This window comes from Streptomyces sp. NRRL F-525, assembly GCF_000716605.1.
Lineage (GTDB): Bacteria > Actinomycetota > Actinomycetes > Streptomycetales > Streptomycetaceae > Streptomyces.
The window spans coordinates 1-23,573 of the sequence record NZ_JNXE01000056.1; the positions used below are offsets into that span (position 1 = coordinate 1).

General features: G+C 71.9%; 20 protein-coding genes. 13 read left to right on the top strand and 7 right to left on the bottom strand.

Features of this window, described 5'->3' with window-relative positions; all coding sequences use genetic code 11:
- Positions 1-39: 39 nt before the first annotated feature.
- The 4 genes from OO69_RS44765 to OO69_RS44780 are packed head-to-tail and all read right to left on the bottom strand — an operon-like array spanning position 40 to position 3,451.
- On the bottom strand, positions 40-1,092 hold the full coding sequence (locus OO69_RS44765) for an NAD(P)H-dependent flavin oxidoreductase (protein ID WP_033286765.1): 1,053 nt from the start codon (positions 1,090-1,092) through the stop codon (positions 40-42).
- Complete coding sequence (locus OO69_RS44770; protein ID WP_033286766.1) at positions 1,092-1,850, bottom strand: CoA-transferase subunit beta; 759 nt, start codon at positions 1,848-1,850, stop codon at positions 1,092-1,094. Before OO69_RS44770 ends, OO69_RS44765 begins: the two co-directional genes overlap by 1 nt.
- A complete protein-coding gene (locus tag OO69_RS44775; protein WP_033286767.1) occupies positions 1,850-2,698 on the bottom strand; it encodes a CoA transferase subunit A in 849 nt (282 codons plus the stop codon). Before OO69_RS44775 ends, OO69_RS44770 begins: the two co-directional genes overlap by 1 nt.
- Positions 2,699-3,451 carry an enoyl-CoA hydratase family protein gene (locus OO69_RS44780; protein WP_033286768.1) on the bottom strand — a complete coding sequence of 251 codons (753 nt, stop codon included), beginning with the start codon at positions 3,449-3,451 and terminating at the stop codon, positions 2,699-2,701.
- Between the two features lie 115 nt (positions 3,452-3,566).
- Between OO69_RS44780 and OO69_RS44785 the strand changes: the two genes are divergently transcribed.
- Complete coding sequence (locus OO69_RS44785) at positions 3,567-4,337, top strand: SDR family oxidoreductase (RefSeq protein WP_033286769.1); 771 nt, start codon at positions 3,567-3,569, stop codon at positions 4,335-4,337.
- 5 nt (positions 4,338-4,342) lie between these two features.
- On the top strand, positions 4,343-5,248 hold the full coding sequence (locus OO69_RS44790; RefSeq protein WP_033286790.1) for an SDR family oxidoreductase: 906 nt from the start codon (positions 4,343-4,345) through the stop codon (positions 5,246-5,248).
- A 34-nt stretch (positions 5,249-5,282) separates the two neighbouring features.
- Here OO69_RS44790 and OO69_RS44795 read toward each other — a convergent pair whose 3' ends face one another.
- Complete coding sequence (locus OO69_RS44795; protein WP_033286791.1) at positions 5,283-6,164, bottom strand: hypothetical protein; 882 nt, start codon at positions 6,162-6,164, stop codon at positions 5,283-5,285.
- A 170-nt stretch (positions 6,165-6,334) separates the two neighbouring features.
- Here OO69_RS44795 and OO69_RS44800 point away from each other — a divergent pair, with 170 nt between their 5' ends.
- From OO69_RS44800 to OO69_RS44810, 3 genes are all read left to right on the top strand, one after another.
- On the top strand, positions 6,335-7,702 hold the full coding sequence (locus tag OO69_RS44800) for a hypothetical protein (protein WP_033286770.1): 1,368 nt from the start codon (positions 6,335-6,337) through the stop codon (positions 7,700-7,702).
- Between the two features lie 75 nt (positions 7,703-7,777).
- A complete protein-coding gene (locus OO69_RS44805) occupies positions 7,778-9,019 on the top strand; it encodes an AAA family ATPase (protein WP_051801741.1) in 1,242 nt (413 codons plus the stop codon).
- Complete coding sequence (locus OO69_RS44810; protein ID WP_033286771.1) at positions 9,016-10,284, top strand: DUF2201 family putative metallopeptidase; 1,269 nt, start codon at positions 9,016-9,018, stop codon at positions 10,282-10,284. The genes OO69_RS44805 and OO69_RS44810 overlap by 4 nt, the downstream gene beginning before the upstream one ends.
- A gap of 4 nt (positions 10,285-10,288) precedes the next feature.
- Here OO69_RS44810 and OO69_RS44815 read toward each other — a convergent pair whose 3' ends face one another.
- On the bottom strand, positions 10,289-12,055 hold the full coding sequence (locus tag OO69_RS44815; protein WP_051801743.1) for a glycoside hydrolase family 35 protein: 1,767 nt from the start codon (positions 12,053-12,055) through the stop codon (positions 10,289-10,291).
- Positions 12,056-12,148: 93 nt separating this feature from the next.
- On the opposite strand from OO69_RS44815, the gene OO69_RS44820 reads away from it, so the two are divergent.
- The 7 genes from OO69_RS44820 to OO69_RS44850 all read left to right on the top strand — a co-directional run bounded on the left by OO69_RS44820 (position 12,149) and on the right by OO69_RS44850 (position 20,704).
- Entirely contained in the window at positions 12,149-13,039 is an 891-nt protein-coding gene (locus OO69_RS44820; protein ID WP_033286772.1) for a helix-turn-helix domain-containing protein, read from the top strand.
- Positions 13,040-13,098: 59 nt separating this feature from the next.
- The gene (locus OO69_RS44825) at positions 13,099-13,449 is read left to right on the top strand and encodes a chorismate mutase (RefSeq protein ID WP_033286773.1); all 351 of its coding nucleotides are present in this window, start codon (positions 13,099-13,101) and stop codon (positions 13,447-13,449) included.
- A gap of 152 nt (positions 13,450-13,601) precedes the next feature.
- Positions 13,602-14,162, top strand: a complete 561-nt coding sequence (locus OO69_RS44830) for a response regulator (RefSeq protein WP_033286774.1) — start codon at positions 13,602-13,604, stop codon at positions 14,160-14,162.
- Between the two features lie 56 nt (positions 14,163-14,218).
- Positions 14,219-16,702: an aminopeptidase N gene (pepN, locus tag OO69_RS44835; RefSeq protein WP_033286794.1), complete on the top strand. Its 2,484-nt coding sequence runs from the start codon at positions 14,219-14,221 to the stop codon at positions 16,700-16,702.
- A 96-nt stretch (positions 16,703-16,798) separates the two neighbouring features.
- Complete coding sequence (locus OO69_RS44840) at positions 16,799-17,629, top strand: NAD(P)H-binding protein (RefSeq protein ID WP_033286775.1); 831 nt, start codon at positions 16,799-16,801, stop codon at positions 17,627-17,629.
- A gap of 262 nt (positions 17,630-17,891) precedes the next feature.
- Entirely contained in the window at positions 17,892-19,259 is a 1,368-nt protein-coding gene (locus OO69_RS44845; protein WP_033286795.1) for a pyridoxal phosphate-dependent decarboxylase family protein, read from the top strand.
- Positions 19,256-20,704 carry a lysine N(6)-hydroxylase/L-ornithine N(5)-oxygenase family protein gene (locus OO69_RS44850; protein ID WP_033286776.1) on the top strand — a complete coding sequence of 483 codons (1,449 nt, stop codon included), beginning with the start codon at positions 19,256-19,258 and terminating at the stop codon, positions 20,702-20,704. The genes OO69_RS44845 and OO69_RS44850 overlap by 4 nt, the downstream gene beginning before the upstream one ends.
- Positions 20,705-20,773: 69 nt before the next feature.
- Here OO69_RS44850 and OO69_RS44855 read toward each other — a convergent pair whose 3' ends face one another.
- A complete protein-coding gene (locus tag OO69_RS44855) occupies positions 20,774-22,579 on the bottom strand; it encodes a bifunctional metallophosphatase/5'-nucleotidase (RefSeq protein WP_033286777.1) in 1,806 nt (601 codons plus the stop codon).
- A 138-nt stretch (positions 22,580-22,717) separates the two neighbouring features.
- Here OO69_RS44855 and OO69_RS44860 point away from each other — a divergent pair, with 138 nt between their 5' ends.
- A complete protein-coding gene (locus tag OO69_RS44860; protein WP_033286778.1) occupies positions 22,718-23,434 on the top strand; it encodes an SIMPL domain-containing protein in 717 nt (238 codons plus the stop codon).
- The last annotated feature ends 139 nt before the right edge of the window (positions 23,435-23,573 follow it).

Sequence of the window (23,573 nt, forward strand, 5' to 3'; positions counted from 1 at the left end):
GCCCCTTCCTCCCCGCCCCCTGCCCTCTACCCCCGGAGTTCAGGAGTCCGCCCGCACCAGCGTCCACACCACCTCCTCCGCCTCCTTCATCACCCGTGCCACCAGCTCCGCGCACGACGGCAGATCCTCGATCACCCCGGCGACCTGCCCGGAGGCCATCACCCCGAGGTCCGTGCGGCCGTCCACCATCGACGCCTTCAGCAGCATCGGTGTGTTCGCGGCGAGCAGGACCTGGCTCCAGGACAGGTCCTTGCCGTGCTTCAGCGCGAGGCCGTCGCGGATCATCCGGCGCCAGCTCAGCCCGGACAGACGGCGGAAGCCCGCCGCTCGGCGTATCGCCTGGAGCAGGGTTCTCGTGCGGCCGGAGTTCTCCAGGGTGTCGACCAGTTCCGTACGGAGCATGCGGTGCGGGAGGCCGTCTACCGCCCTCGTGACCGTGACGTCCTTGACCGTCGCAGCCAGATACGCCGCCTTCACCGCGTCCGGGACCGTCGAGTCCGAGGTGAGGAGGAAGCGGGTGCCCATGGCGACGCCCGCCGCCCCGTAGGCCAGCGCCGCGACGAGACCCCGCCCGTCGAAGAAGCCGCCGGCCGCCACGACCGGTATGTCCACCGCGTCCACGACCTGCGGCAACAACACCGTGGTGGCCACCTCCCCGGTGTGTCCGCCGCCCTCCCCGCCCTGCACGATCACCGCGTCCGCGCCCCACGCCGCGACCTTCTCCGCATGCCGCCGCGCCCCGATCGACGGGATCACGACGACCCCCGCCTCCTTCAGCTCGGCGATCAGCTCGGCAGACGGCGCGAGCGCGAAGGACGCGACCCGGACGCCCTCCTCGATGATGATCCGCACCCGGTCACCGGCGTCGGTCGCGTCCGCGCGCAGATTCACGCCGAACGGCTCCCGCGTACGGGACTTGACCTCACGGATCGCGTCCCGGAGCCGGTCGGTCGTCATGGTCGCGGAGGCGAGGATGCCCAGCGCGCCCGCGTTCGCCGTGGCCGACACCAGGCGGGGTCCCGCCACCCAGCCCATGCCCGTCTGGACGATCGGATGCCGGACCCCGACCAGCCGGGTCAGCGCGGTCTCCATCACGAACTCACTTCTCTGAACCGGGTGTCGGCGGGGTCTATCACTTCACGGATCAGCCGCAACTCGTCCGGGGTGGGCTCGCGGGTCCATGGCACCTCGTCCGGGACGGTGAGTTCGAAGCCCGTCGCCTCCCGCACCTGCTCCACACTCACCCCGGGATGCAGCGAGGCCAGCCGCATCGAGTGGTCGGGGGTCGCGAAGTCGAAGACGCCGAGGTCGGAGACGACCCGGGGGATGCGGTGGAAGCGGGCCGTCCCCGGATGCTCGGCGACCCGGTCGTACCCCACCCCGCACACCATGTCGACCTTCTCCACGAACACCCGGGGCGAGTGCCGGGGTACCCAGTAACTCGTCGGATTGTTCAGCGTGTTGATCGGCGCCCCGCGCACCCCGAGCAACTGCCGCTTCGGCCGCGCCCAGTCGCCGATGCACGAGATGTTCTGGTTGCCGAACCGGTCGATCTGGCTCGCGCCCATCATCACGTGCCGCCGCCCACCGGACACCAGGGCCAGATGCTGCCGGTACGGCAACCAGCCCTCCGGCGTCCCGTCCGGGCGGACGAGCATCGCCTCGCCGTCGGTGAGCAGGAGATCCGGAGCGAAGGTCAGCCGGGCCAGCCGTGCGCCGACGGACGGGATGAACCCCATCGGGCTGGCCAGGATCTCCCCGGCATCACGCCACGCCTCGGCACAGGCGATCACGCAGTACTCGGAACGCCGGACGTCCGTACGCGGTACGTCGCTACGCGATACGTCCATCACCCTTGCTCCTCCTGCCAGTTCCGCACCGCCGACTCGTAGGCCTGTTCGTCACCGGCCAGGAATCGGTCGGAGAACTCCGCCCAGGGGGTGCTCGCGTACAGCCGCTGGAAGGCCTCGTCCCTGTCGTGGTCGGGAGCGCAGGACGTGAAGTGGGTGCCGCCGGGCGCCTCGACGACCCCGGTCACGCTCAGCCGCTTCACGAGCAGGGACTGTGGCGGGGCCTCCTTCATCAACTCGGCCGTGTCCACGATCCGTTCGCAGGAGAGGTAGGCGGAGTCCGCCGCTTCGCAGAACAGGTCGTCGAAGTACGGGTCCGGGCCCAGGTACTGGCCGTTGCCCAGCCGGTCGGCGCGGTTGACGTGGACCAGGGCCGCGTCCAGCCGCAGGGCGGGCATCGCGACGAACGTCTCCCCGTCGTCGTACGGCGAAGTCACCGTCCGCAGGCCGGGGTTGACCCGCATGACGTCCGAGCCGATGCCCGCGCGCACCGGCAGGAACGGCAGTCGGTTCGCGGCGGCGCGCAGGCCCCACATGAACATGCCCTCGTCGACCTCCGTCAGCTCGAAGGCGCCGCTCTCGCGTGCCGCGCGGTAGTTGGGTTCGAGGGGGATCGAGTCGAGCGTGACGAAGGCGGCCACCAGCTTGCGGATGCGGCCGGCCGCCGCGAGCATGCCGACGTCCGGGCCGCCGTAGGAGACGACGGTGAGGTCGGTGAGGTCCGAGCGGAGCAACGCACGTACCAGGGCCATGGGTTTGCGGCGCGAGCCCCAGCCGCCGATGCCGAGGGTCATGCCGCTGTGCAGCCGGGCGACGACCTCGTCGGCCGTCATCGTCTTGTCGGTCATCTATGCCTCCTCTCTGTCCGATGTGCCGAAGGTGCCGCGGACCCGGTCGGCCACGCCGCTGACGTCGGCCTCGAAGGTGAAGCCCTGCTCGAAGCGGTAGCTGCGGCGGACGTCGACGGGGTCGATGCCGTTGATCGCGGACTTGGCGAGGCGGATCAGCTCGCCGTCCTTGGCGGCTATCTCGGCCGCCAACTCCATTGCGGCGGGCAGGAGTTCGGCGCGCGGCACGACCCGCCACACCGAGCCGTGCGCGTGCAGCTCGGCCGCCGTCGCCGTGCGCGAGGTGTAGTACAGGGCGCGCATCAGGTGCTGGGGGACCAGCCGGGCCAGATGCGTGGCCGCGCCCAGGGCGCCCCGGTCCAGCTCGGGCAGGCCGAAGGTGGCGTCCTCGCTCGCCACGATCACGTCCGCGTTGCCGACAAGGCCGATGCCTCCGCCCAGGCAGAACCCCTGCACGGCCGCGACGACCGGTACCTCGCACTCGTAGACCGCCGCGAACGCCTCGAAACAGCCCCGGTTCACCCCGACCAGGGCCGACCGCCCCCGCGCCTGTATCTCCTTGATGTCCACGCCCGCGTTGAAACCACGCCCTTCGGCCGCCAGCACCACACAGCGCACATCGGGGTCGCGCCCGGCCGCGCGCACGGCGTCGGCCAGGGCGAACCAGCCGTCCACCGGCAGCGCGTTCACCGGCGGGTAGTCGACCGTGACTACGGAAATCGCCTTTGTCGAGCTTGAGGTGGAGACACCCATGGACGCATCAGCTACCTTTCCACCAAACATTTGTTAGGTGCGAGGCTTCGAAGCTAGCAGCCGGAGAATCCGAGCGGGAGGCCCTGTGGATAACCACCCTGCCGACGATCGCCCTGTGGACAACTCGTGTGACGCCCCGCTCGCCGGCCGGACCGTCCTCGTCACCGGCGGCACCCGAGGCGTCGGCGCCGGTATCGCACGGGCCTTCGCCGAGGCCGGTGCCGAGGTGCTGACCTGCGCGCGCCGACCGCCCGAAGAGCCGGTCAAGGGAACCGAGTTCAGACCCCTCGACCTGCGCGACCCGGACGCCGTACGGGAGTTCTTCGCCGCGCTGCCCCGACTCGACGTCCTCGTCAACAACGCGGGCGGCGCGCCGTACCGCCCCCTGATCGACGCGGAGGCCGAACGCCACGCGCGGATCATCGAGTTGAACCTCCTCGCCCCGCTCACCGCCTCCCTCGCCGCGTACGAACACCTCAAGCGGGCCAAGGGCTCGGTCGTGATGATCGGCAGCGTCAGCGGCAGCCGCCCCTCGCCCGGTTCGGCGGCGTACGGGGCGGCCAAGGCCGGTCTGGAGAACCTGGCGCGTTCGATGGCGGTGGAGTGGGCACCGGACATCCGCGTCAACACGCTGGTCGTCGGCATGGTGCGTACGGAGTTGTCCCACCTCCACTACGGCGGCGAGGACGCGATCGAGGCCGTTTCCCGAACCGTCCCGCTCGGCCGCCTCGCCGACCCCTCCGACATCGGCGCGGCGGCGGTCTTCCTCGCCTCCGACGCGGCCGCGTACATCAGCGGGGCGAGTCTTCTCGTCCACGGGGGCGGGGAGCGTCCGGCGTTCCTCGACGCGGCAACCGCCAACAAGGGCAAGCGAGTTGAAGGGTGACCGAGATGAGCGGAATCTGTGACGGGCGGGTCGTCGTCGTCACCGGCGCGGGGCGGGGGCTCGGCCGCGCCCACGCCCTCGCCTTCGCCGCCGAGGGCGCCCGGGTCGTCGTCAACGACCTCGGCGTCGGCCTCGACGGCACCTCCGACCCCGACAGCCCGGCCGCCCAGGTCGTCGCCGAGATCCGCGCGGCGGGCGGCGAGGCGGTGGCCCACGGCGGCGACATCGCGACGGCCGCCGGTGCCGCGTCCCTCGTCGCGACCGCGCTGGAGACCTACGGTCGGCTCGACACCCTTGTCAACAACGCCGGTTACCTGCGCGACCGGATGCTCGTCAACCTCGACGAGGACGACTGGGACGCGGTGATGCGGGTCCATCTGAAGGGGCACTTCCTGCCCCTCAAGCACGCGGCGGCGCACTGGCGGGCGGAGACGAAAGCCGGCCGCACTCCCGTCGCCCGGATCATCAACACCAGTAGCGGAGCAGGGCTGTTGGGCTCGGTCGGACAGGGCAACTACAGCGCCGCCAAGGCCGGCATCATCGGCCTCACCCTGGTCGCGGCGGCCGAACTCGCCCGCTACGGAGTCCAGGTCAACGCGATCGCCCCCACCGCGCGGACCCGCATGACGGAGCACACCTTCGCGGAGACGATGGCCGCGCCTGGGTCCGGGTTCGATGTGATGGCGCCGGAGAACGTGTCGCCGTTGGTGGTGTGGTTGGGGTCGGGGGCCAGTGCTGGGGTTACCGGGCGGGTGTTCGAGGTTGAGGGTGGGCGGATCGCTGTCATGGAGGGGTGGCGGGCGGGGCCGAGTGTGGACAAGGGGGAGCGGTGGGGCGTGGGGGAAGTGGGGGAGGTGGTGGTGAAGCTTTTGGGGGAGGCGGAGATTCCGGGGGCAGTTTATGGGGCGTAGGTGGAGGGGCGGAGCCCCCAGGGGGCGGTGCAACTTACGTGTCGCACTCCAACACCGTCCGGCACAGCGAACACCTCGCCCTGACTCGCCCCCGCACCGGCACCCTGATCCGCTGATGACACGTGGGGCACGGGAAGGACACCCGCAGGCTGCCGGACCCGTCCCCGCTGAAGGCGTACGGCACGCCCTGCTGCGACCCCGGCCCGTGTCGCCGGTCATGGGCGTACCGGCGCCGGCCGGCCCACCCCGCCGCCGTCAGCGGCGGCTGCTGCTCGTCGAGCCGGGCCCGCGCCATCCCCTTGACGTACGCCGTGTAGGCCTGCGGGCTGGTGAACCACACGGAGGGGTCCTCGCCGAAGACCAGGGCCCGCTTGGCGAGGACGTACCCGAACTCCTCCGGGGTCAGATACCCGAGTTTCTGCGAGGACGCCGAGTCCTCCCGGTACGCGTCCAGCAGCAGCCACCCCGCACCCAGATACGTCGCCGCCGTGTCCGTGAGGATCTCGTTCTCACGGGTGCCGGGGAAGGACAGGTCGAGGCGGTGAAGGTAGACGTGCATGACCTCGTGCGCGAGAGCCGCGCCGATGTCCCGCCGATGCGTGCGGAACCGGTCGTTCAACTCGATGAAGTACTCGGGCCCGGCGGTGAGTTCGACGTTCGCCGCATGCGTCATCTCACGGAAACTGATGATCGGCCGGGCGTCCGGGAGCCGGTAGTGCCGGACCATCTCGCGGGCCACCCGCTGCGCGCCCAGGTGCAGGTCGTCCGTGTCGGCGAACGCCACGTCGACGGGGGCCACGCTGGTCGCGAACGTCTGGACGGTGTCGTAGGACAACCGCTTGTAGAGCGCGGTGATGGCGTCCCGCACCGTATCGAGGTGCGGGTAGCCGTGCTCGACCGGTCCGTCGTCCGCCACGTCCACAACCCCCAGAGACGCCCTGAACCCGCATCCACTCTATGCCGGTGCCCGCCGAAGCACGCCCCCGTATTTCCCTGGCAGATCGCGGACAGGGCGGTTATGCTCCCCGCGATGACCACTCACTCTGTTCACAGAATGGGGGTCCCGTCCGCGCAAGGTGAGTGCTGATGCACCTTCACCCCGCGAACGAGGATTCCCTACGTTCCTTCTGGCCGCGCGTGCGCGAGTTCGCCGTGCCGCCCTCCATGATCGAGAAGGCCACGGCCCGCCGTGATGCCGGTGACTGGGCGGGCGCCTGCGCCGCAGCCCGCGTCGACGTCGATCTCGACCTACGATCCGTAGCGCGCGCCCACGGCCGGGAAGTCGCCGCCCGGGTCCGCGCCGACCTCCGCGGCCTCGCCCCCGACCTGCTCCGCTGGCACCTCCCGAGGATCGCCCCGGACGGCCTGCTGCGCCCGGGACTGACCCTCACCCTGGCCCGCTACGGCGACGACGCCACCGGCCCGCCGCACCTCGTGGTCCGGACACCACCGGCCTGGGCGGACGGCGGCCAGCGCATCAGCCTCGCCCTGTGGGACGGCACCCGTCGCGACGCCGACGCCCGTCGGCATCCGCATCCCCGGCCCAGCCGCTCGTTCCGCCTCGACCTGCACCGGCATCTGTGGGACGCGGGGAGAAGCGGTGAGCTGCGGGAGCGGTCCGGGGCCGAACGGCCGGAGATTCCGGACCAGTTGGACGTGCCGGAGGGGCTCTACTGTGCCGTCGACCGGTGGGCTGCCGAGGCGGTGATCCTGCTCCGTGCGGAGGGGCGCACGACCGGCCCCGTCGTCGTACGGCTCGGGTCGCGGCACCGGCTCGCGCTGACCCCGGATCAGGCCGGGGCCACCCTGCGGATCGCGCCCGCGCCGACGGACGGCAGTGCCGCCGCGCTGCCCGTGCTGCCCGACGCGGCGATCTGGGTCCTGCCCGACCTGGAGCTGCTCCGCACCGGCGAGATCGACGCCGACCGGCTGCATCCGCTGGTCGCCGCCGCGCTCGTACCGGACCGTCCGCCGCCGGAGGATCCCGCGCCGGTGCCGGAGGGGGCGGTCCAGCCGCACCTGGTCGAATGCCGGGGCGCCCTGCACCGGATCGGTCTGGTGGACGGCGTCCTGGCGCCCCTGGACCACGATCCGGCCGAGGTCAGGCGTGAGGAACTGCTGGTCGCGCTGACCGGTACGCCGTTGCCCTGCCTGCAGGCCATCGACGACGCCCATCGCCGCCCCGACTGCCTCACCGGCGTCGGCGAACGGCTCGTCCACGGTGACACCGCCGGTGCGCTGGCCGTCGTAGAAGGGCTGCTCGGGCCCGAGGCGGTGCTGCGCGGTGGCGCGTTGCGGGACGAACTGCGGGCGGCGGCCGAACGGCGGCTCGCGTACGGGCTGTTCAGGGCGGGCCTGGCCGATCCCGGCCCGCGAACCGGCCACTTCGCGCCGGGGCGTCCGGATCCCCGGCTCCGCCCCGCCTCGCGCCCGCGCCACACCATCGCCCGCTGACCGCACCGGGCGCCGCAGCCGACCGCTGAGCCTGCCCTCACCCATGTCCCGCCCCGACCCCAAAGGTGATCCGCCATGCCCACACGCACTCTGTACGCCGCCCTCAACCCCGCCCTCTCGCCCACTCAACTCGACGTCGCCGGGGACCTGTTGACCCTCCTGCGCGACACCACCACCGAACCGCGCCCCGACATCCAGCTGGAGGCCCTGACCCTGTCCGTGGCCGCCGACCTGCCCGTGCTGCTGTGGGGCGAGCCGGGGATCGGGAAGACGGCCGCGCTGACGCAGCTCGCCGACGCGCTGGATCTGCCGTTGACGACGGTGATCGCCAGCGTGCACGAGCCGTCCGACTTCTCCGGGCTGCCCGTCATCGGCGACGACCCCGCCGAGCAGGGCGTCCCGATGGCCCCGCCGGACTGGGCCGTACGGCTCGTGCGGGCGGGGAAGGGGCTGTTGTTCCTGGACGAGTTGTCCACCGCGCCGCCCGCCGTGCAGGCCGCGTTGCTGCGGCTGGTGCTGGAACGGCGGATCGGCGCGCTGCGGCTGCCGCCGGGGGTACGGATCGTGGCCGCCGCCAACCCGCGCTCCTCGGCGGCCGACGGCTGGGAGCTGAGCCCGCCGCTCGCGAACCGGTTCGTGCACCTGCAGTGGACCCACGATCACGAGGTCGTCGTCCGCGGACTCGGCGGCACCTGGCCGCGGGCGACCCTGCCGCGGCTCGACCCGGAGAAGCTGCCCGAGGCCGTGGACTTCGCGCGCCGCGCGGTGTGCGGGCTGCTCACCGGGCGGCCCAAACTCGTCCACCAACTCCCCGGCAACGAGACGCGGCGCGGCGGCGCCTGGCCCTCGCCCCGGAGCTGGGAGATGGCGATCAGCCTGATCGCCTTCGCCACGGCGGCCGGGTCCTCCCGAGAGGTGCTGTCGCTGCTGGTCAGGGGCACGGTGGGGGACGGTCCCGGGCTCGAACTGCTCGCCTGCGTCGACCGCATGGACCTGCCCGACCCGGAGATCTTCCTCGCCGACCCGACGGCCGGTGAGCTGCCCGAGCGCGGGGATCTGCGGCAGGCCGTGCTCGACGGGGTGGTGGCCGCGGTCCGCAACCGTCCCGACCGGGCCCGCTGGGACTCGGCCTGGGCGCTCCTGGTCCGGGCACTGGAGACCGGCGCCCCGGACCTGGTCGTCGTCCCGGCGACCACCCTCGCGTCGCTGCGCCGGGAGGACTGGGACGTTCCCGCGTCCATCGAGCGACTCGCGGGCGTGGTCTCCCTGTCGCAGCGGGCGGACCGCGCCGCGGCGGCGGCGAAGGGCGGCCGATGAACACGACCGCGGCCACCGGGGCGGGCACCCTCGACCGCGACAAACTCTTCGCCGCCCGCCTCTACGCCGCCCGCGTCCGCCCCTACCTCGCCACGGCCCTGTTCGCGCTGCACACGGTCGAGTCGCGGCACGTGCCGACCATGGCCGTCGACCGGCACTGGCGTTGCTATGTGTCGCCCGGTTTCGTGGACCGGATGTCCGTCGAGGACCTGGCCGGTGTCTGGGTCCACGAGGTGTCGCACCTGCTCCGCGACCACCACGGGCGCAGTGACCGCCTCGCCCGCGAGCGCGGACTGACCGGCCCGGGGGAGCGGTTGCGGATGAACATCGCCGCCGACTTCGAGATCAACGACGACGCGTACGGCGACGGCCTGGTCACCCCCGAAGGCGCCGTCCAGCCGGGGCTGTTGGGGCTGCCCGCGGGGAACCTCATGGAGGGCTACCTGCGCTGGTTCCAACTCGGGGCGCGCACCCAGGACTTGGCCTGGCTGGACTGCGGCAGCGGCGCCGACGGGCTCGACCGGGAGTGGGACCTGGGCGCGGACGGCGCGCACGGGCTCACCGAGCAGCAGCGCGACGCCGTCCGCTTCCGGGTGGCGCAGGGCATCACCGGCCGCCCCGGCAGCGCCCCGAGCGGGTGGCGGCGGTGGGCGGAGGAGGCGTTCCATCCGCCGCAGCCCTGGCGGCAGTTGCTCGGCGCGGCGATCCGCTCGGCGGTCTCCGCGCCGGGTGCGGGCGAGGACTACGTCTACGGCAGGCCCTCGCGCCGTTCGGTGTCGCTGCCCGGCGTCGTGCTGCCGAGCCTGCGCCGCCGGCCGCCCCGGGTGTGCGTGGTGATCGACACCTCCGGGTCGGTCAGCGACGCCGAGCTGGGCAGCGCGCTCCTCGAAGTCGCCGCGATCGCACGGGCGGTGGGCGGCCGCCGCGACCTCGTCACGGTGGTGCCGTGCGACGCGGCGGCCCGGGTCGCGCAACCGCTGTGCCGCGCCGAGGGCATCGAGCTGCTGGGCGGCGGCGGCACGGATCTGCGCACCGGTTTCGCCAAGGCGCTGCGCACCCAGCCGCCGCCCGACGCGGTCGTGGTCCTCACCGACGGCCAGACCCGCTGGCCGGACACCCGACCGCCCTGCCGCACGGTGGTGGGCCTCTTCCCCCGCCGCTACGAGACCGGGGAGTACGCCGAGGACAACCCCGACTACGTGCCGGACACACCGCCCGACTGGGCACGGGTGGTCGAGATCGGGTCCGCACCCATCGCCCGATGACCCTTCAGAGGCTTCGCAGCGTGAGCGCCGACTCCGAAGGAACCGGCGCCTCTTGAAGCTCCAGCACCCACACCTCGTTCACGCCCTCCCGCAGGACGGCACCGGGGACGTACAACTCCCGTTGCGGCCCCTCCGACCAGTACCGCCCCAGATTGAACCCGTTGACCCACACGAACCCCCGCGTCCAGCCCGGCAGTTCGAGCAGGGCGTCCCCGGCGCCGCGCACCTCGGCGGTGCCCCGGTACAGCCCGGGGGAGCCGTCCGCGGGCAACTCCCGCAGCGGAAGCCCCTCGACGTCGTCCAGCGAGTCCAGCGCGTCCAGTCGCAACCCACGCGCGCGTACGTCGTGCAGATACTGCCGCTCGTGCAGCAACCCCCCGGTGATCCCCTTCGCCTCCCCGAGCCGCGGCCCGTAATTGACCCTCCCCAGGGACTCCACCCACAGCTGCACACGCGCGTGCCCGGCGACGGGCTCCTTGAGCTGCTCGTCGCCCTCCATGAGGACCCCGGCCCGTTCCCCGTCGACGTACACCACGGCCAGGTCCCGCAGCCCGCGCGCGGTGAGCGGATACGGTGCGCGCGGTCCCGGAACGGTCACTTCGTAGCGGACGATCCCGCGGTCCACGTCCAGTTCCTCGAAAGTCGGCGGCACCGGTCCCTCCGTCTCGGGGCCGCCGTGCGCCTCCAGCACGTCGTCCAGGGACGCCCAGCCCGTCAGGCCCACCTCGGCCGGGGCGCCCAACGGCGCCGGTGCGGGCGGGAGTTCGGGCAGCGGGCCGTCCGCGTACGCGGCCAGCACCTCGCGGAAGGCCCAGAACTTGTCCGTGGGGCGCCCGTACTCGTCGATCGGGGCGTCGTAGTCGTACGACGTCACATCGGGCTCCAGCGGGCCCTCGTGCAGGGCGCCGCCGCCCCGGTTGGCGCCCGCCCAGCCGGCGAAGTTGGTGCCGCCGTGCGCCATGTAGAGGTTGACCGACGCGCCGCACTCCAGGATCTCGCGCAGCGCGTCCGCCGCGTCCTGGGCATCGCGGACGACGTGCTCGCCGCCCCAGTGGTCGAACCAGCCGCACCAGAACTCCATGCACATCAGCGGACCTTCGGGCTGATGCCTGCGCAGCGTCTCGAAGGCCACACGCGCGTGGGACCCGAAATTCACCGTCGCGAGCACACCGGGGACCGAACCGCCGCCCAGCATGAAGTCCTCCGGACCGTCCGAGGTGAACAGCGGGACCGTGACCCCCTGGTCCCGCAGCAACTCCTCCACGCGCCGCAGATACACCGCGTCGGAGCCGTAGCTGCCGTACTCGTTCTCGATCTGGACCATGATCACCGGGCCGCCGCGGTCGACCTGGCGGGACACGACCTCGGGCAGCAACTGCCGGAACCAGCGCTCCAGGTGGCCCAGGAAGCGTGCGTCACGCGTACGCGCGCGTGCCCCCAGTTCGCCGGTCAGCCAGTGGGGCAGCCCGCCGTTCTCCCACTCCGCGCAGATGTACGGCCCCGGGCGCACGATCGCCCACAGACCCGCCTCCCGCGCCGCGTCCAGGAACCGGCCGAGCGCCTGTACGTCCCTCACATCCCCCGGCGCCGGCTCGTGCAGGTTCCACGGGACGTACGTCTCCACGCAGTTGAGGCCCATCGCCCGCAGCATCGCCAGCCGGTGCCCCCAGCTCGCCTCGTGCACCCGGAAGTAGTGCAGTGCCCCGGACAGCAGCCGCACCGGCCGCCCGTCCAGCAGAAAGTCCCTGTCGCCCACGGTGAACTCACTCATGCCGACGACTCTCTCCCCTTGGCGGCGATCACGTCCATGGACAAAGATCACCGCTACTTGGACCGAACACTGTGTGAGGGGGCGCGGCCGCCGATGTACCACACCTGGATGCGGTTCTTCACGCCCACACCCGCCCACCACCGCCTCGGCCTCGCCTGCCTCGGCGTCGGCCTCCAGTACGGCGCCCTGCCCACTGTCGGGCCCCGCACCCTCGACCACCACGTCGCCGTCGTGATCAGCGCGGGCGGCGGCTGGTACCTGAGCCCCGACGGCCGCCGTACGACCGTCACCGCGCCCGCGCTGCTGTGGCTCACCCCCGGGGTGCCGCACCACTACGCGCCCGACCCCGGCGGCGGCTGGGACGAGGGGTTCGTCGACTTCACCGGGCCCGCGACGACGACGTACACCGAACTCGGCTACATCGAGCCGGAGCGGCCCGTGGTGCCCCTCTCGGACGCGACGGGACCCCGCGCGGTCATCGGGCGCATGGCGCGCGCCGCACGGCGCGGAAACCCCCTCCTGGAGGTGGAGACCGGCGCCGCCGTCCACGAACTCCTGGTCGCCCTGCGCCGCGCCCGCGCCGACCTCGCCCCCGACGGCGACCCCGTCCTCCAGGCCCTCGCCCGCGACGCCTGCCTGCCGCTCACCGTCGCCGAGCACGCCGCCCGGCACGGCATGACCCCCGCCGCCCTGCGCACCGCCGTCCGCCAGGGCGCCGGATGCAGCCCCAAGGACTACCTCCTCGGCATCCGCCTGGGCCGCGCCAAGGAGCTGCTCGCCGCCACCGAACTCCCCGTCGCCGCCGTCGCCCGCCGCGTCGGCTACGACGACCCCGCCTATTTCAGCCGCCTGTTCACCCGCCGCGTCGGCATGCCCCCCGTCCGCTTCCGCGCCCAGCAGGGCCGCACCGTCCCCGGCGGCTGGAGCGACCAGGTCCCCGACCCGGCCGACCCACCGGTGATCGAGTGGCCGCACGCCACATAGCCGCACACCACACAGGGCCCGAACACCGAGTGGTCGCATGCCACGTAGGGTTGTCGCCCATGACCACCAGCACCAACGGAACCGGTGACGTCGACCCCGCCGTGCGCGAGGAGCTCGCCCGGCTGCGCGACAGCATCGACAACATCGACGCCGCCGTCGTCCACATGCTCGCCGAACGCTTCAAGGCCACCCAGCAGGTCGGTGTCCTCAAGGCCACCCACCGGCTGCCGCCCGCCGACCCGGCCCGCGAGGCCCGCCAGATCGAACGGCTCCGCGCGCTGGCCGAAAGCGCCAAGCTGGACCCGGCGTTCGCTGAGAAGTTCCTGAATTTCATCATCGGCGAGGTCATCCGCCACCACGAGCGCATCGCGGAGGACGCCGTGAACGGCGGTTCACCCACGGCGAACTGACCTCGCACGTCCGGTAAGGGGCGTGACAGCGGGGCGAGTTCGGGTCCATGCTGCGCTGTGCGCTCCTTGTGCACTCCATGTCAGCCGACGGGCACGCCCCGTCAACACCTGCGTCATAAGCTGGTTGTCCCACGCGGGAGGGACGTCGGGCCATGCCGTCGGATGCCGAGATCCTCATCGTCGACGACCATGAGGACACGCTGTACGCCCTGGAGAGCGCCCTGGCCCCGCTGGGCCACCGGCTCGCCCGCGCCACCAGCGGCGACGAGGCGCTCAAGCAGGTGCTCCGCGGCAAGGTCGGACTCCTCCTGCTCGACGTGCGCATGCCCGGCGTCAGCGGCCTGGACGTCGTCCGCTACCTGCGCCGCCTGGAGCAGACCCAGCACATCCCCGTCCTCCTCCTCACGGGCTTCGGCCCCGACCCCGAGACGACGGCCGCCGCCTTCACCCTGGGCGTCGCCGACCTCGTCATGAAACCCGTCGACCCCTGGGCCCTGCGCACCAAGGTCCGCTACCTCTACGACGCCCACCAGCGCCACCAGGCCCTCGAACGCGAGGTCCGCGAACTCCGCGCCCTCCTGAAGGACCCGCACGAACCCCGCCCCGCCCTGCCCCACCCGGACGCGCGCGTGCCCTACCAGCGCGACGACCGGAACACCGCACCCACCCCCGCGCCCACATCTGCGCCCGCCCCCGCACCCGACCGGACATAAGCCGCGTACGGAACCACCCCTGTGCCATGTCAGTGCCATCAGGCAGCATGTCCTGCATGTCCGTACTGACGCGCGACGAAGCGCAGACCCGTGCCAGGCTCCTCGACGTCCACCGCTACACGATCGAACTCGATCTGACGACGGGCGAAGACACCTTCGACTCCCGCACCGTCATCGCGTTCACCGCTCGTGCCGACGCGGACACCTTCGTCGAACTCAAGCCCGCCGAGCTGCGCTCCGTCACCCTCGACGGCCGCCCCCTCGACCCCGAGCAGCTCGTCGAGAACCGGCTCCCGCTGCCCGGCCTCACCGCGGGCGAGCACGAACTGCGCGTCGACGCGAGCATGCGCTACTCCCGCACCGGCGAGGGCATGCACCGCTTCACGGACCCCACCGACAGCGAGACCTACGTCTACACCCAGCTCTTCATGGAGGACGTCCAGCGCGTCTTCGCCGCCTTCGACCAGCCCGACCTCAAGTCCGTCTTCGACCTGATCGTCACGGCCCCCGAAGGCTGGACCGTCCTCGCCAACGGCATCACCGAACACCTCGGCGAAGGCCGCTGGCAGGCCGCCTCCACCCCTCTCATCTCCACCTACCTCGTCGCCGTCGCCGCCGGCCCCTGGCACTCGGTCCGCACCGAACACCGCGGCCTGCCCTTCGGCATCCACTGCCGCCGCTCCCTGGCCCCCCACCTCGACGCGGACGCCGAGGAGATCCTCGACATCACCCGCCAGTGCTACGACCGCTACCACGAGAAGTTCGAGGAGCCCTACCCCTTCGACTCCTACGACCAGGCCTTCGTCCCCGAGTTCAACGCGGGCGCCATGGAGAACCCCGGACTGGTCACCTTCCGCGACGAGTTCATCTACCGCTCCGCCGTCACCGACACCGAGCGGCAGACCCGCGGCATGGTCATCGCCCACGAGATGGCCCACATGTGGTTCGGCGACCTCGTCACCCTCCAGTGGTGGGACGACATCTGGCTGAACGAGTCCTTCGCCGAGTACATGGGCTACCAGACCCTCACCGAGGCGACCCGCTTCACCGACACCTGGACCGACTTCGGAGTCGTCCGCAAGGCCTGGGGCTACGACGCCGACCAGCGCCCCTCCACCCACCCCGTGGCCCCGGAGAACGTCGACGACACCGCCTCCGCCCTCCTGAACTTCGACGGCATCTCGTACGCCAAGGGGGCTTCCGCGCTACGGCAGTTGGTTGCCTGGCTCGGCGAGAAGGACTTCCTCGCCGGCATCAACACCCACTTCGCCCGCCACAAGTTCGCCAACGCCACCCTCGCCGACTTCATCGACTCCCTCGCCTCGGGCACCGAACGCGACGTCCACGCCTGGGCGGACGCGTGGCTGAGCACGACGGGCGTGGACACCCTCACCCCGACCGTCACCCGCGCCGACGACGGCACGTACACCCTGACCGTCGACCGCGCGGGCAGCCGCCCCCACCGCATCGCCGTCGGCCTCTACGACCAGGACCCCGGCGACACCGGCCGCCTCACCCTGCGCGAGCGCCTCGACCTCGACGTCCCGCAGACCGAGCCCCAACCCCTCGGCAAGCGCCCGGCGTTGCTCCTCCTCAACGACGGCGACCTCACCTACGCCAAGGTGCGCTTCGACCCCGACTCCTTCGAAACCGTCCGCACCAGCCTCTCCGGCCTCCCCGACCCCCTCACCCGCGCGGTCGTCTGGAACGCCCTGCGCGACAGCGTCCGCGACGGTGAACTCCCCGCCTCCGCCTACCTGGACGCCGCCCGCGCCCACCTCCCGCACGAGACGGACCTCGCCCTCGTCCAGGGTGTCCTGGCCTTCGCCTCCGCGCAGGTCACCGACCGCTACCTCACCCCCGAGGCCCGCCCGGTCGCCCTCGCCACCCTCACCGCCCTGTGCCGCGACCTCATCCGCCGCACCGAGGACGGCTCGAACCCCGGCCTGCGACTCATCGCCGTACGCCACTTCATCGACGTCGCCGCGCACCCGGACACCATCGCCGCCTGGCTCACCGAAGGCACCGTCCCCGGCGGCCCCGAGCTGGACCCGGAACTCCGCTGGCGCGTCCTGGCCCGCCTCGCCGTCCTCGGCGCCACCGACGAGCCCGCGATCGCCGCCGAGCTGGAGCGCGACCCGTCCGCCACCGGCCAGGAAGGCGCCGCCCGCTGCCGCGCCGCCCTCCCCGACCCCGAGGCCAAGCGCACGGCGTGGGAGGCGATGTTCACCACGGACGACCTCTCGAACTACCTCTTCACCGCCACCGCCCAGGGCTTCTGGCAGCCCGAACAGGCCGATCTGGTACGGGAGTACGTGCCCCGCTTCTTCACGGACGCGGTGGCCCTCGCCGCCCGCCGGGGCCCCGCCATGGCCGACGCCGCCGGCCGCTGGGCCTTCCCCACCCACGCCGTCGACGCCGAGACCCTGCGCCTGGGCGAGGAGTGCCTGCGCGACGCCGACCTCATCCCGTCCCTGCGCCGCAAGCTCGTCGACCAACTCGACGACCTGGAGCGGGCGTTGCGGGTCCGGGAGGCGTAGCGGCGACCCGGGTGCTCCTCCCTGCCGACGATGCGGCGGGCCGACCGTCCTTCCTAGGCTCTATGCCGCCAAGGACGGTCAGCCCGAGGAGGACCCGTGATCGTAGTGACAGGCGCGACAGGCAACGTCGGCCGGGCGTTGGTGGAACGGCTCGTCGCCGCGGGCCGGCCCGTGCGGGCGCTGACGCGCGACCCCCAGCGGGCCGGATTACCGCAGCAGGCGGAGGTCGTCCGCCACCAACTCGACGACCCCGCCGCCCTGTTCGGCGGCGCGACCCAGCTCTTCCTGAATCTCCAGGCCACCGGTGAGACGATCCCGGTACTGCTCGGCGCGGCCCGCGCGGCCGGCGTCCGGCACGTCGTCATGCTCTCCTCCGGAGTCATCCGCGAGGGCGCCGACACCAGCCACCCCATCCACATCTGGCACGCCAGGGCCGAACAACAGGTACGCGACAGCGGCCTCGCGGCGACCGTCCTGCGGCCCAACGCCTTCGCGGCCAACGCCCTCCAGTGGGCCCCGCAGATCCGCGCGGCCGACACCGTACGCGGCCCCTTCGCCGACGGCGTCTCGGCACCGATCCACGAGGACGACATCGCCGCCGTCGCCGAACGCGCCCTCCTCGACCCCGGCCACGAGGGAGCGGCCCACCGCCTCACCGGCCCCGAAGCGGTCACCACGGCCCAGCAGATCACCGCGATCGGCCACGCCATCGGCCGCGACCTGCGCTTCGACGAGATCCCCGTGGACGAGGTCGGCCCCGAACTCTTCCCCCACGTACCCCCGGAGATGCTCCCCGGTCTCCTCAAGGCCTTCGGCGGAAGCGTCGGCACGACCCCGGAGATCACCACCACGGTCGAGGAGATCACCGGCGTACCGGCCCGCCCGTTCAGCACCTGGGCGAAGGACCACGCGGACGACTTCCGCTGACTCCCGGCGCCGACGGCACTCCAACTCCGGGGGCATTCCATCCTTCTCGTCGCAGGCCGGCATCACTCAGCCCGTCCGGCGTCCGAGGACGAGGCCCCTTCAGGGCCGACGGGGGGCTGGGGGCGCGGCCCCCAGGGACGGTCACCCCCGCACCGGGCACTGAACAACACCCTTTCGGGTTCCGATCGTTGTTCTCCCCGGGCGCGTCGACGCAATCGCGTACAAGCTGGAACTCCCCATGCCCCGCGCCCCGGAGGACAGCATGAGCAGCGCACCCCTCGCCTCAGGCCCCCAAGGACCCGACGCCCTGCGCCCGTTGCTCGACACCGTCCTCGACGCCCTCGGCACCGGCCGCAGGGCCCGCGGCGGCCCCTTCCCCGCCGGCGGCCCCGACGCGGTCGCCGCCCGCATGCGGGACGCCGTAGGAGACGTACTCCCCGACGACGGCGACCCCGACGCCCTGCGCGCCTTCGTGCACGCGCTGGCGGAGGGCGCCGCCGATCCCGCCGACCCGCTGTGCGCGGCACACCTGCACTGCCCGCCGCTCGCCGTCGCCACCGCGGCCGACCTCGCCGTCAGCGCGCTCAACCCGTCCCTCGACTCCTGGGACCAGGCCCCCGCCGCCTCCGCCCTCGAAGCCCTCGTCACCCGCACCCTCGCCCACGAGATCGGCCTCGCCGACGCCCTCGTCACCACCGGCGGCACCGAGGCCAACCAACTCGCCCTGCTGCTCGCCCGCGAAGCCCAGGGCGGCAGCGTGCAGTTGGTCTGCGGAAGCAACGCCCACCACTCCCTGCCGCGTGCCGCCTGGCTGCTCGGCCTGCCCGACCCCGTCGTCGTCCCCGCCCCCACCGGCACCCTCGACCCCGCCGCCCTCGACGAAGCCCTCACCGCCCTGCCCGGCGCCCGCGGCTCCGTCCTGGTCGCCGCCACCGCCGGCACCACCGACGCCGGACTCATCGACCCGCTCCCCGAGATCGCCGGCCTGTGCGCCGCCCACGGCGCCCGCCTCCACATCGACGCCGCCTACGGCGGAGGCCTCACCTTCAGCGACCGCCACCGCGACAAACTCGCAGGACTCGACCGCGCCCACACCGTCACCCTCGACCTGCACAAACTCGGCTGGCAGCCCGTCGCCGCCGGCCTCCTCGCCGTCCGCAGACCCCGCGACCTCGCCGCCCTCACCCAGCGCGCCGACTACCTCAACGCCGACGACGACACCGAAGCCGGCCTCCCGGACCTCCTCGGCCGCTCCATGCGCACCACCCGCAGACCCGACGTCCTCAAGCTCGCCGTCACCCTGAAAACCCTCGGCCGCACCGGACTCGGCACCCTCGTCGACCAAGTCTGCGCCCGCGCACGGGAGTTCGCCGCCCTCGTCCGCGACCACCCCGGCTTCGAGCTCTACGACCCGCCCGTCATCAGCACCGTCCTGTTCCGGCCCGCCGACGCCACCGACGACGCCGTGGCCGCCGTACGCCGCCAACTCCTCACCGACGGACGGGCCGTCCTCGGCCGGGCCGCGCTCGACGGGCGGCTCTGGCTCAAGGTCACCCTCCTCAACCCCCACACCCGGCCCGACGACCTGGCCGCCCTCCTGAAACTGGTGGAAGGAAACACCCCCCGATGAGCCACCCCCCGACGGGTCACCCCCAGACCCCCAACCCCCCACGCCCCGAACCCGATTCACCCCGCGACCTGGTCGGCATCGGCATCGGCCCGTCCAACCTCTCGCTGGCCGCCCTCGCCCACCCGCTCACCGAACTCGACACCGCGTTCTACGAGCAGCGCCCCGGCTTCGACTGGCACCCCGGCCTGCTCATCGAGGGCGCGACCGTCCAAGTCCCCTTCCTGGCCGACCTGGTGACCCTCGCCGACCCCGCCAGCCCCTGGTCCTTCCTCAACTACCTCAAGGCCCGCGACCGCCTCTTCCCCTTCTACTTCGCCGAGCGCTTCCACATCCAGCGCGCGGAGTACGACGCCTACTGCCGCTGGGTCGCCGACAGCCTTCCCGGACTCCACTTCGGCCACCAGGTCGACGCCGTCCGCTTCAACCCCGAACGGGACGTGTTCGAGGTCGACTTCACCCAGCTCGACAGCGACGGAGAAGCGGAAGCGCTCGGGCGGACGTACACCAAGAACATCGTCCTCGGCGTCGGCACCGCCCCCTACGTCCCCGACCCGCTCAAGCCCCTCGTCGAAGCACCCGGCGTCCCCGTCATCCACGCCGCCGACTACCTCGCCCACCGCGAAACGTTTCTCGCCGCCGAGCACATCACCGTCATCGGCTCGGGACAGACCGGTGCCGAGGTCTTCCTCGACCTGCTCCGCCACCGCCCCGCAGGACACGAGAAACTCCACTGGATCGGCCGCAGCGAGGCGTTCGCGCCCATGGAGTACTCCAAGCTCGGCCTGGAGCACTTCACCCCCGACTACACCCGCTACTTCCACGCCCTCGCCGAAGGAGTCCGCGACCGCCTCGTCACCTCGCAGTGGCAACTCCACAAGGGCATCGACGCCGACACCATCGCCGCCATCCACGACGAGCTCTACCGCCGTACGCTGCACGGCGGTTGGCCCGACGCCGTCCTCACCCCCGGCGTCCGCGTCCGCACCGCCGGCCGCATCGCGACCACCAAGGTCGAGCTCCACCTGGAACACCTCCAGCAGAACACCCGCTCCCGCCTCACCACCGACGCCGTCGTCCTCGCCACCGGCTACCGCGAACGCCCCCTCGGCCGCATCCTCGCCGGACTCGACCCCTACCTGCGCCGCGACAGCGCCGAACGCCCGCGCGTCGACGACCAGTTCAGGCTCGTCCTCGACCCCTCCGTCACCGGCTCCGGCTGCCAGGTCTACGTCCAGAACGCCGAACTCCACACCCACGGCGTCGGCGCCCCCGACCTCGGCCTCGCCGCCTGGCGCAGCGCCACCATCCTCAACTCCCTGACGGGCAAGGAGCCTTACCGCCTCCCCGGCCGAACGGCCTTCACCACGTTCGGACTTGACCCCCAGGTCCAGATCCCCACGGCCCGCCAGGCCGCCCGCACCCTCACACCCCTCGTAGAACACTGAGAAGGGGCCCGGCGACCAGAGTCGCCGGGCCCCAGAAGTCGAGCTCAGAAGACGAGGTCAGGAACCGGCTCAGAAGACCGGCGTCCCGTTCCGCGTCAACTTCCAGTCCACCGAGGCGAAGTCGGCCGGATCCAGCACACCCTTCGCGGTCACCCACTCCGCTATCCGCGTCCGGATCTCCGTCGACTCCGACCACACCTCGGTCGCCGACGCCACATGCGGGAACGCACCGCCGCCGTTCGCCCGGTAGTTGTTCACCGCCAGCACGAACTGCTGCGCGTCGTCCAGCGCGGCACCGTTGTAGGTGAGGTTCTTGATCCGCGAACCCGCCGCCTGCGCGATGTCGATGTCGTACGAGAACCCGGACACGTAGTCGTAGTTGTAGTCCGGACGGCCGCCCGCGTTCGTCAACTTCTCCGTGTCCACGGCCGCGTCGGCGGCCGTCTGCACGAAGTACTCCGCCGAGTACTCCAGGTACGCCCGCACCTGAGCACCCGTCAGCAGCTTCGCGACCAGCGTGTTGTCGTACACGTACAGACCCGACAGATCCCGGATCGTCACCTCGCCCGCCGGGATCTGGGACGTCCGCGAGAACGGCGACGCCTGCGCGATCACCGGCAGCGACGCGTACGCCGTACCCGCCAACGCGGCCTTCACCACGTCTTCCTGGACCTTGGTGATGAGGTCGATGATCGGCGCGTCCTTGTACCGCGCGTCCACCGTCGTCAGCGTCGCCGTCGCCGTACCGACCACCTGGTTGACGTACTCCACGACCAGCGCGTGCTCGTCCTTCAGCAGCCGCGTGATCTTCGGATCGTCCGCGACCGTCTTCGCGTCCCGCAGCGAGGCCGCCACCGACTCGACGCTCCAACGCCCCTTCTCGAAGACCAGGTTGAAGTCGAACACGCTCAACCGCTCGGCGTAGCACAGCGGTTCCGACAGCACGACGGTCCTGCCCGTCGCCTTGTTCGTGACCTTCAACTCCGGGATCTCCACGTGCGCGTGGCCCACGAGGATCGCGTCGATGCCCGGCACCTGCTGCGCGACGAGCGCCGCCGAGTTCTCCACGTACGGCAGCTGGTCACCGTACGACGACGTCCCCGACGACCCGGAGTGCGCCGACACGACGACGACGTCCGCCCCCATCGACCGCAGCTTCGGCACCCACTTCGCCGCCTGCTCCTCAAGCCCCGGGAACGTCAACTTCCCCTGCACATACGCCTTGTCCCAGATCGCGATACCGGGGTTGGTCAGTCCGAGGACCGCCACCTTGACCGGCGGCGCCCCCGGCACCCGGAACGTCTTGATGAAGTAGGGCGGGAACGCCGGCTTCAGCGTCTTCGCGTCCAGCGCGTTCGCGCCGAGCAGCGGGAAACGGCACTGGTCCTCGAACTTCCGCAGCGTCTCGATGCCGTAGTTGAACTCGTGGTTGCCCAGCGCCGCCGCGTCGTACCCGATCGCGTTCATCGCCTGCGCCATCGGGTGCACAGGACCGCCCTTGGCGGTGATCGGGTCCACCTTCGCGAAGTAGTACGTCAGCGGGGTGCCCTGGATCGTGTCGCCCGCGTCCAGCAGCAGCGTGTTGCGACGGCCCTTCTCCTGCCGGATCTGGTTCACGAGGGTCGACACCCGCGCCAGACCCATCGCGTTGCCCGCCGCGTCCGCGTACTCCGCGTCCTTGAAGTAGTCCCAGTTGAAGACGTGCCCGTGCAGGTCGGTCGTCCCCATCACCGTCAGCGAGTACCGCTTCGCGTGCTTGCCCGGCTTCTTCTTCTCCGCGGCCTGCGCCGCCGGAGCCGCCGCCGCACCGGCCAGCGCCACCCCCGCGCCCGTCACGGCGGACTTCTTCAGGAACTTCCGGCGGTTCAAGGGCATGTCTGGATCTCCTCGGGAAACGGTCAACAACGCGCGTAGATTCTGACCTGTTTCTTACCTGGCGCAACAGCCCCCGCAGGTTTCGATCTGATGACCACCACAAGCTGTGACCCACCGGTGAATGACACAGTGGGACGCATGACCACGCCCACAGACGAACCCCAACCCCCCGTCCCCTACGGCACCCCCGACGCCCCCCGCATCGCCGTCCGCGGCGAGGCCCGCCTCGAGGTCGACCCCGAGATCGCCCGCATCGGCATCACCGTCGCCGCCCGCGGCACCGACCGCCGCACCGCCCTCGACGACCTCACCCGCCGCAACGCCACCGTCCTCGACCTCGTCAAAAGCTACGGCGAAGCAGTCGAACGCCTGGAGACCGGCGGCTTCTCCATCACCCCCGAACTCACCAAACACGGCCGCGGCGAACGCGTCCACCGCTACCACGGCCGGGTCAACATCACCGCCGAACTCGTCGACTTCACCGCCCTCGGCGAACTCACCACCCGCCTCGCCGACCTCGACCTCACCCGCGTCGACGGCCCCTGGTGGGCCCTGCGCCCCGACTCACCCGTCCACCGTCAGGCCCGCCAGCAAGCCGTCCACGAAGCCGTCCAACGCGCCCGCGAATACGCCGAAGCCCTCGGCACCACCCTCGCCGCCCTCGTCGAACTCGCCGACATCGGCGCCGAGAACGCCCAGACCTACGGCGCCCCCCAGACCCGTATGCGCTCCATGTCCTTCGCCGCCGGCGGAGGCGAGGACACCGCCGCCGCACCCCTCGACCTCGAACCCCAGCGGCAGCACATCTACGCCCAGGTCAACGCACGCTTCACGATGGCACCCCCGCGCCTTTGACATGCATCCGCAATTCGACGATTCGAACGCTCATTGGAGCACCCAGCCGCACATTCAAGCCTTGTCAATAACCCTTCACCCAAAGGTTGTTGAGTGGTCATGCACGGCCAATTCCCTACCCGCCGGTAAGGCCTAGGCT

Coding starts and splice junctions, on each gene's coding strand:
- OO69_RS44855 (WP_033286777.1), bottom strand. CDS start 22,579: ATGCCCTTGAACCGCCGGAAGTTCCTGAAGAAGTCCGCCGTGACGGGC.
- OO69_RS44860 (WP_033286778.1), top strand. CDS start 22,718: ATGACCACGCCCACAGACGAACCCCAACCCCCCGTCCCCTACGGCACC.
- OO69_RS44770 (WP_033286766.1), bottom strand. CDS start 1,850: ATGGACGTATCGCGTAGCGACGTACCGCGTACGGACGTCCGGCGTTCC.
- OO69_RS44780 (WP_033286768.1), bottom strand. CDS start 3,451: ATGGGTGTCTCCACCTCAAGCTCGACAAAGGCGATTTCCGTAGTCACG.
- OO69_RS44800 (WP_033286770.1), top strand. CDS start 6,335: ATGCACCTTCACCCCGCGAACGAGGATTCCCTACGTTCCTTCTGGCCG.
- OO69_RS44820 (WP_033286772.1), top strand. CDS start 12,149: ATGTACCACACCTGGATGCGGTTCTTCACGCCCACACCCGCCCACCAC.
- OO69_RS44815 (WP_051801743.1), bottom strand. CDS start 12,055: ATGAGTGAGTTCACCGTGGGCGACAGGGACTTTCTGCTGGACGGGCGG.
- OO69_RS44810 (WP_033286771.1), top strand. CDS start 9,016: ATGAACACGACCGCGGCCACCGGGGCGGGCACCCTCGACCGCGACAAA.
- OO69_RS44850 (WP_033286776.1), top strand. CDS start 19,256: ATGAGCCACCCCCCGACGGGTCACCCCCAGACCCCCAACCCCCCACGC.
- OO69_RS44845 (WP_033286795.1), top strand. CDS start 17,892: ATGAGCAGCGCACCCCTCGCCTCAGGCCCCCAAGGACCCGACGCCCTG.
- OO69_RS44825 (WP_033286773.1), top strand. CDS start 13,099: ATGACCACCAGCACCAACGGAACCGGTGACGTCGACCCCGCCGTGCGC.
- OO69_RS44805 (WP_051801741.1), top strand. CDS start 7,778: ATGCCCACACGCACTCTGTACGCCGCCCTCAACCCCGCCCTCTCGCCC.
- pepN (WP_033286794.1), top strand. CDS start 14,219: ATGTCCGTACTGACGCGCGACGAAGCGCAGACCCGTGCCAGGCTCCTC.
- OO69_RS44790 (WP_033286790.1), top strand. CDS start 4,343: ATGAGCGGAATCTGTGACGGGCGGGTCGTCGTCGTCACCGGCGCGGGG.
- OO69_RS44775 (WP_033286767.1), bottom strand. CDS start 2,698: ATGACCGACAAGACGATGACGGCCGACGAGGTCGTCGCCCGGCTGCAC.
- OO69_RS44765 (WP_033286765.1), bottom strand. CDS start 1,092: ATGGAGACCGCGCTGACCCGGCTGGTCGGGGTCCGGCATCCGATCGTC.
- OO69_RS44830 (WP_033286774.1), top strand. CDS start 13,602: ATGCCGTCGGATGCCGAGATCCTCATCGTCGACGACCATGAGGACACG.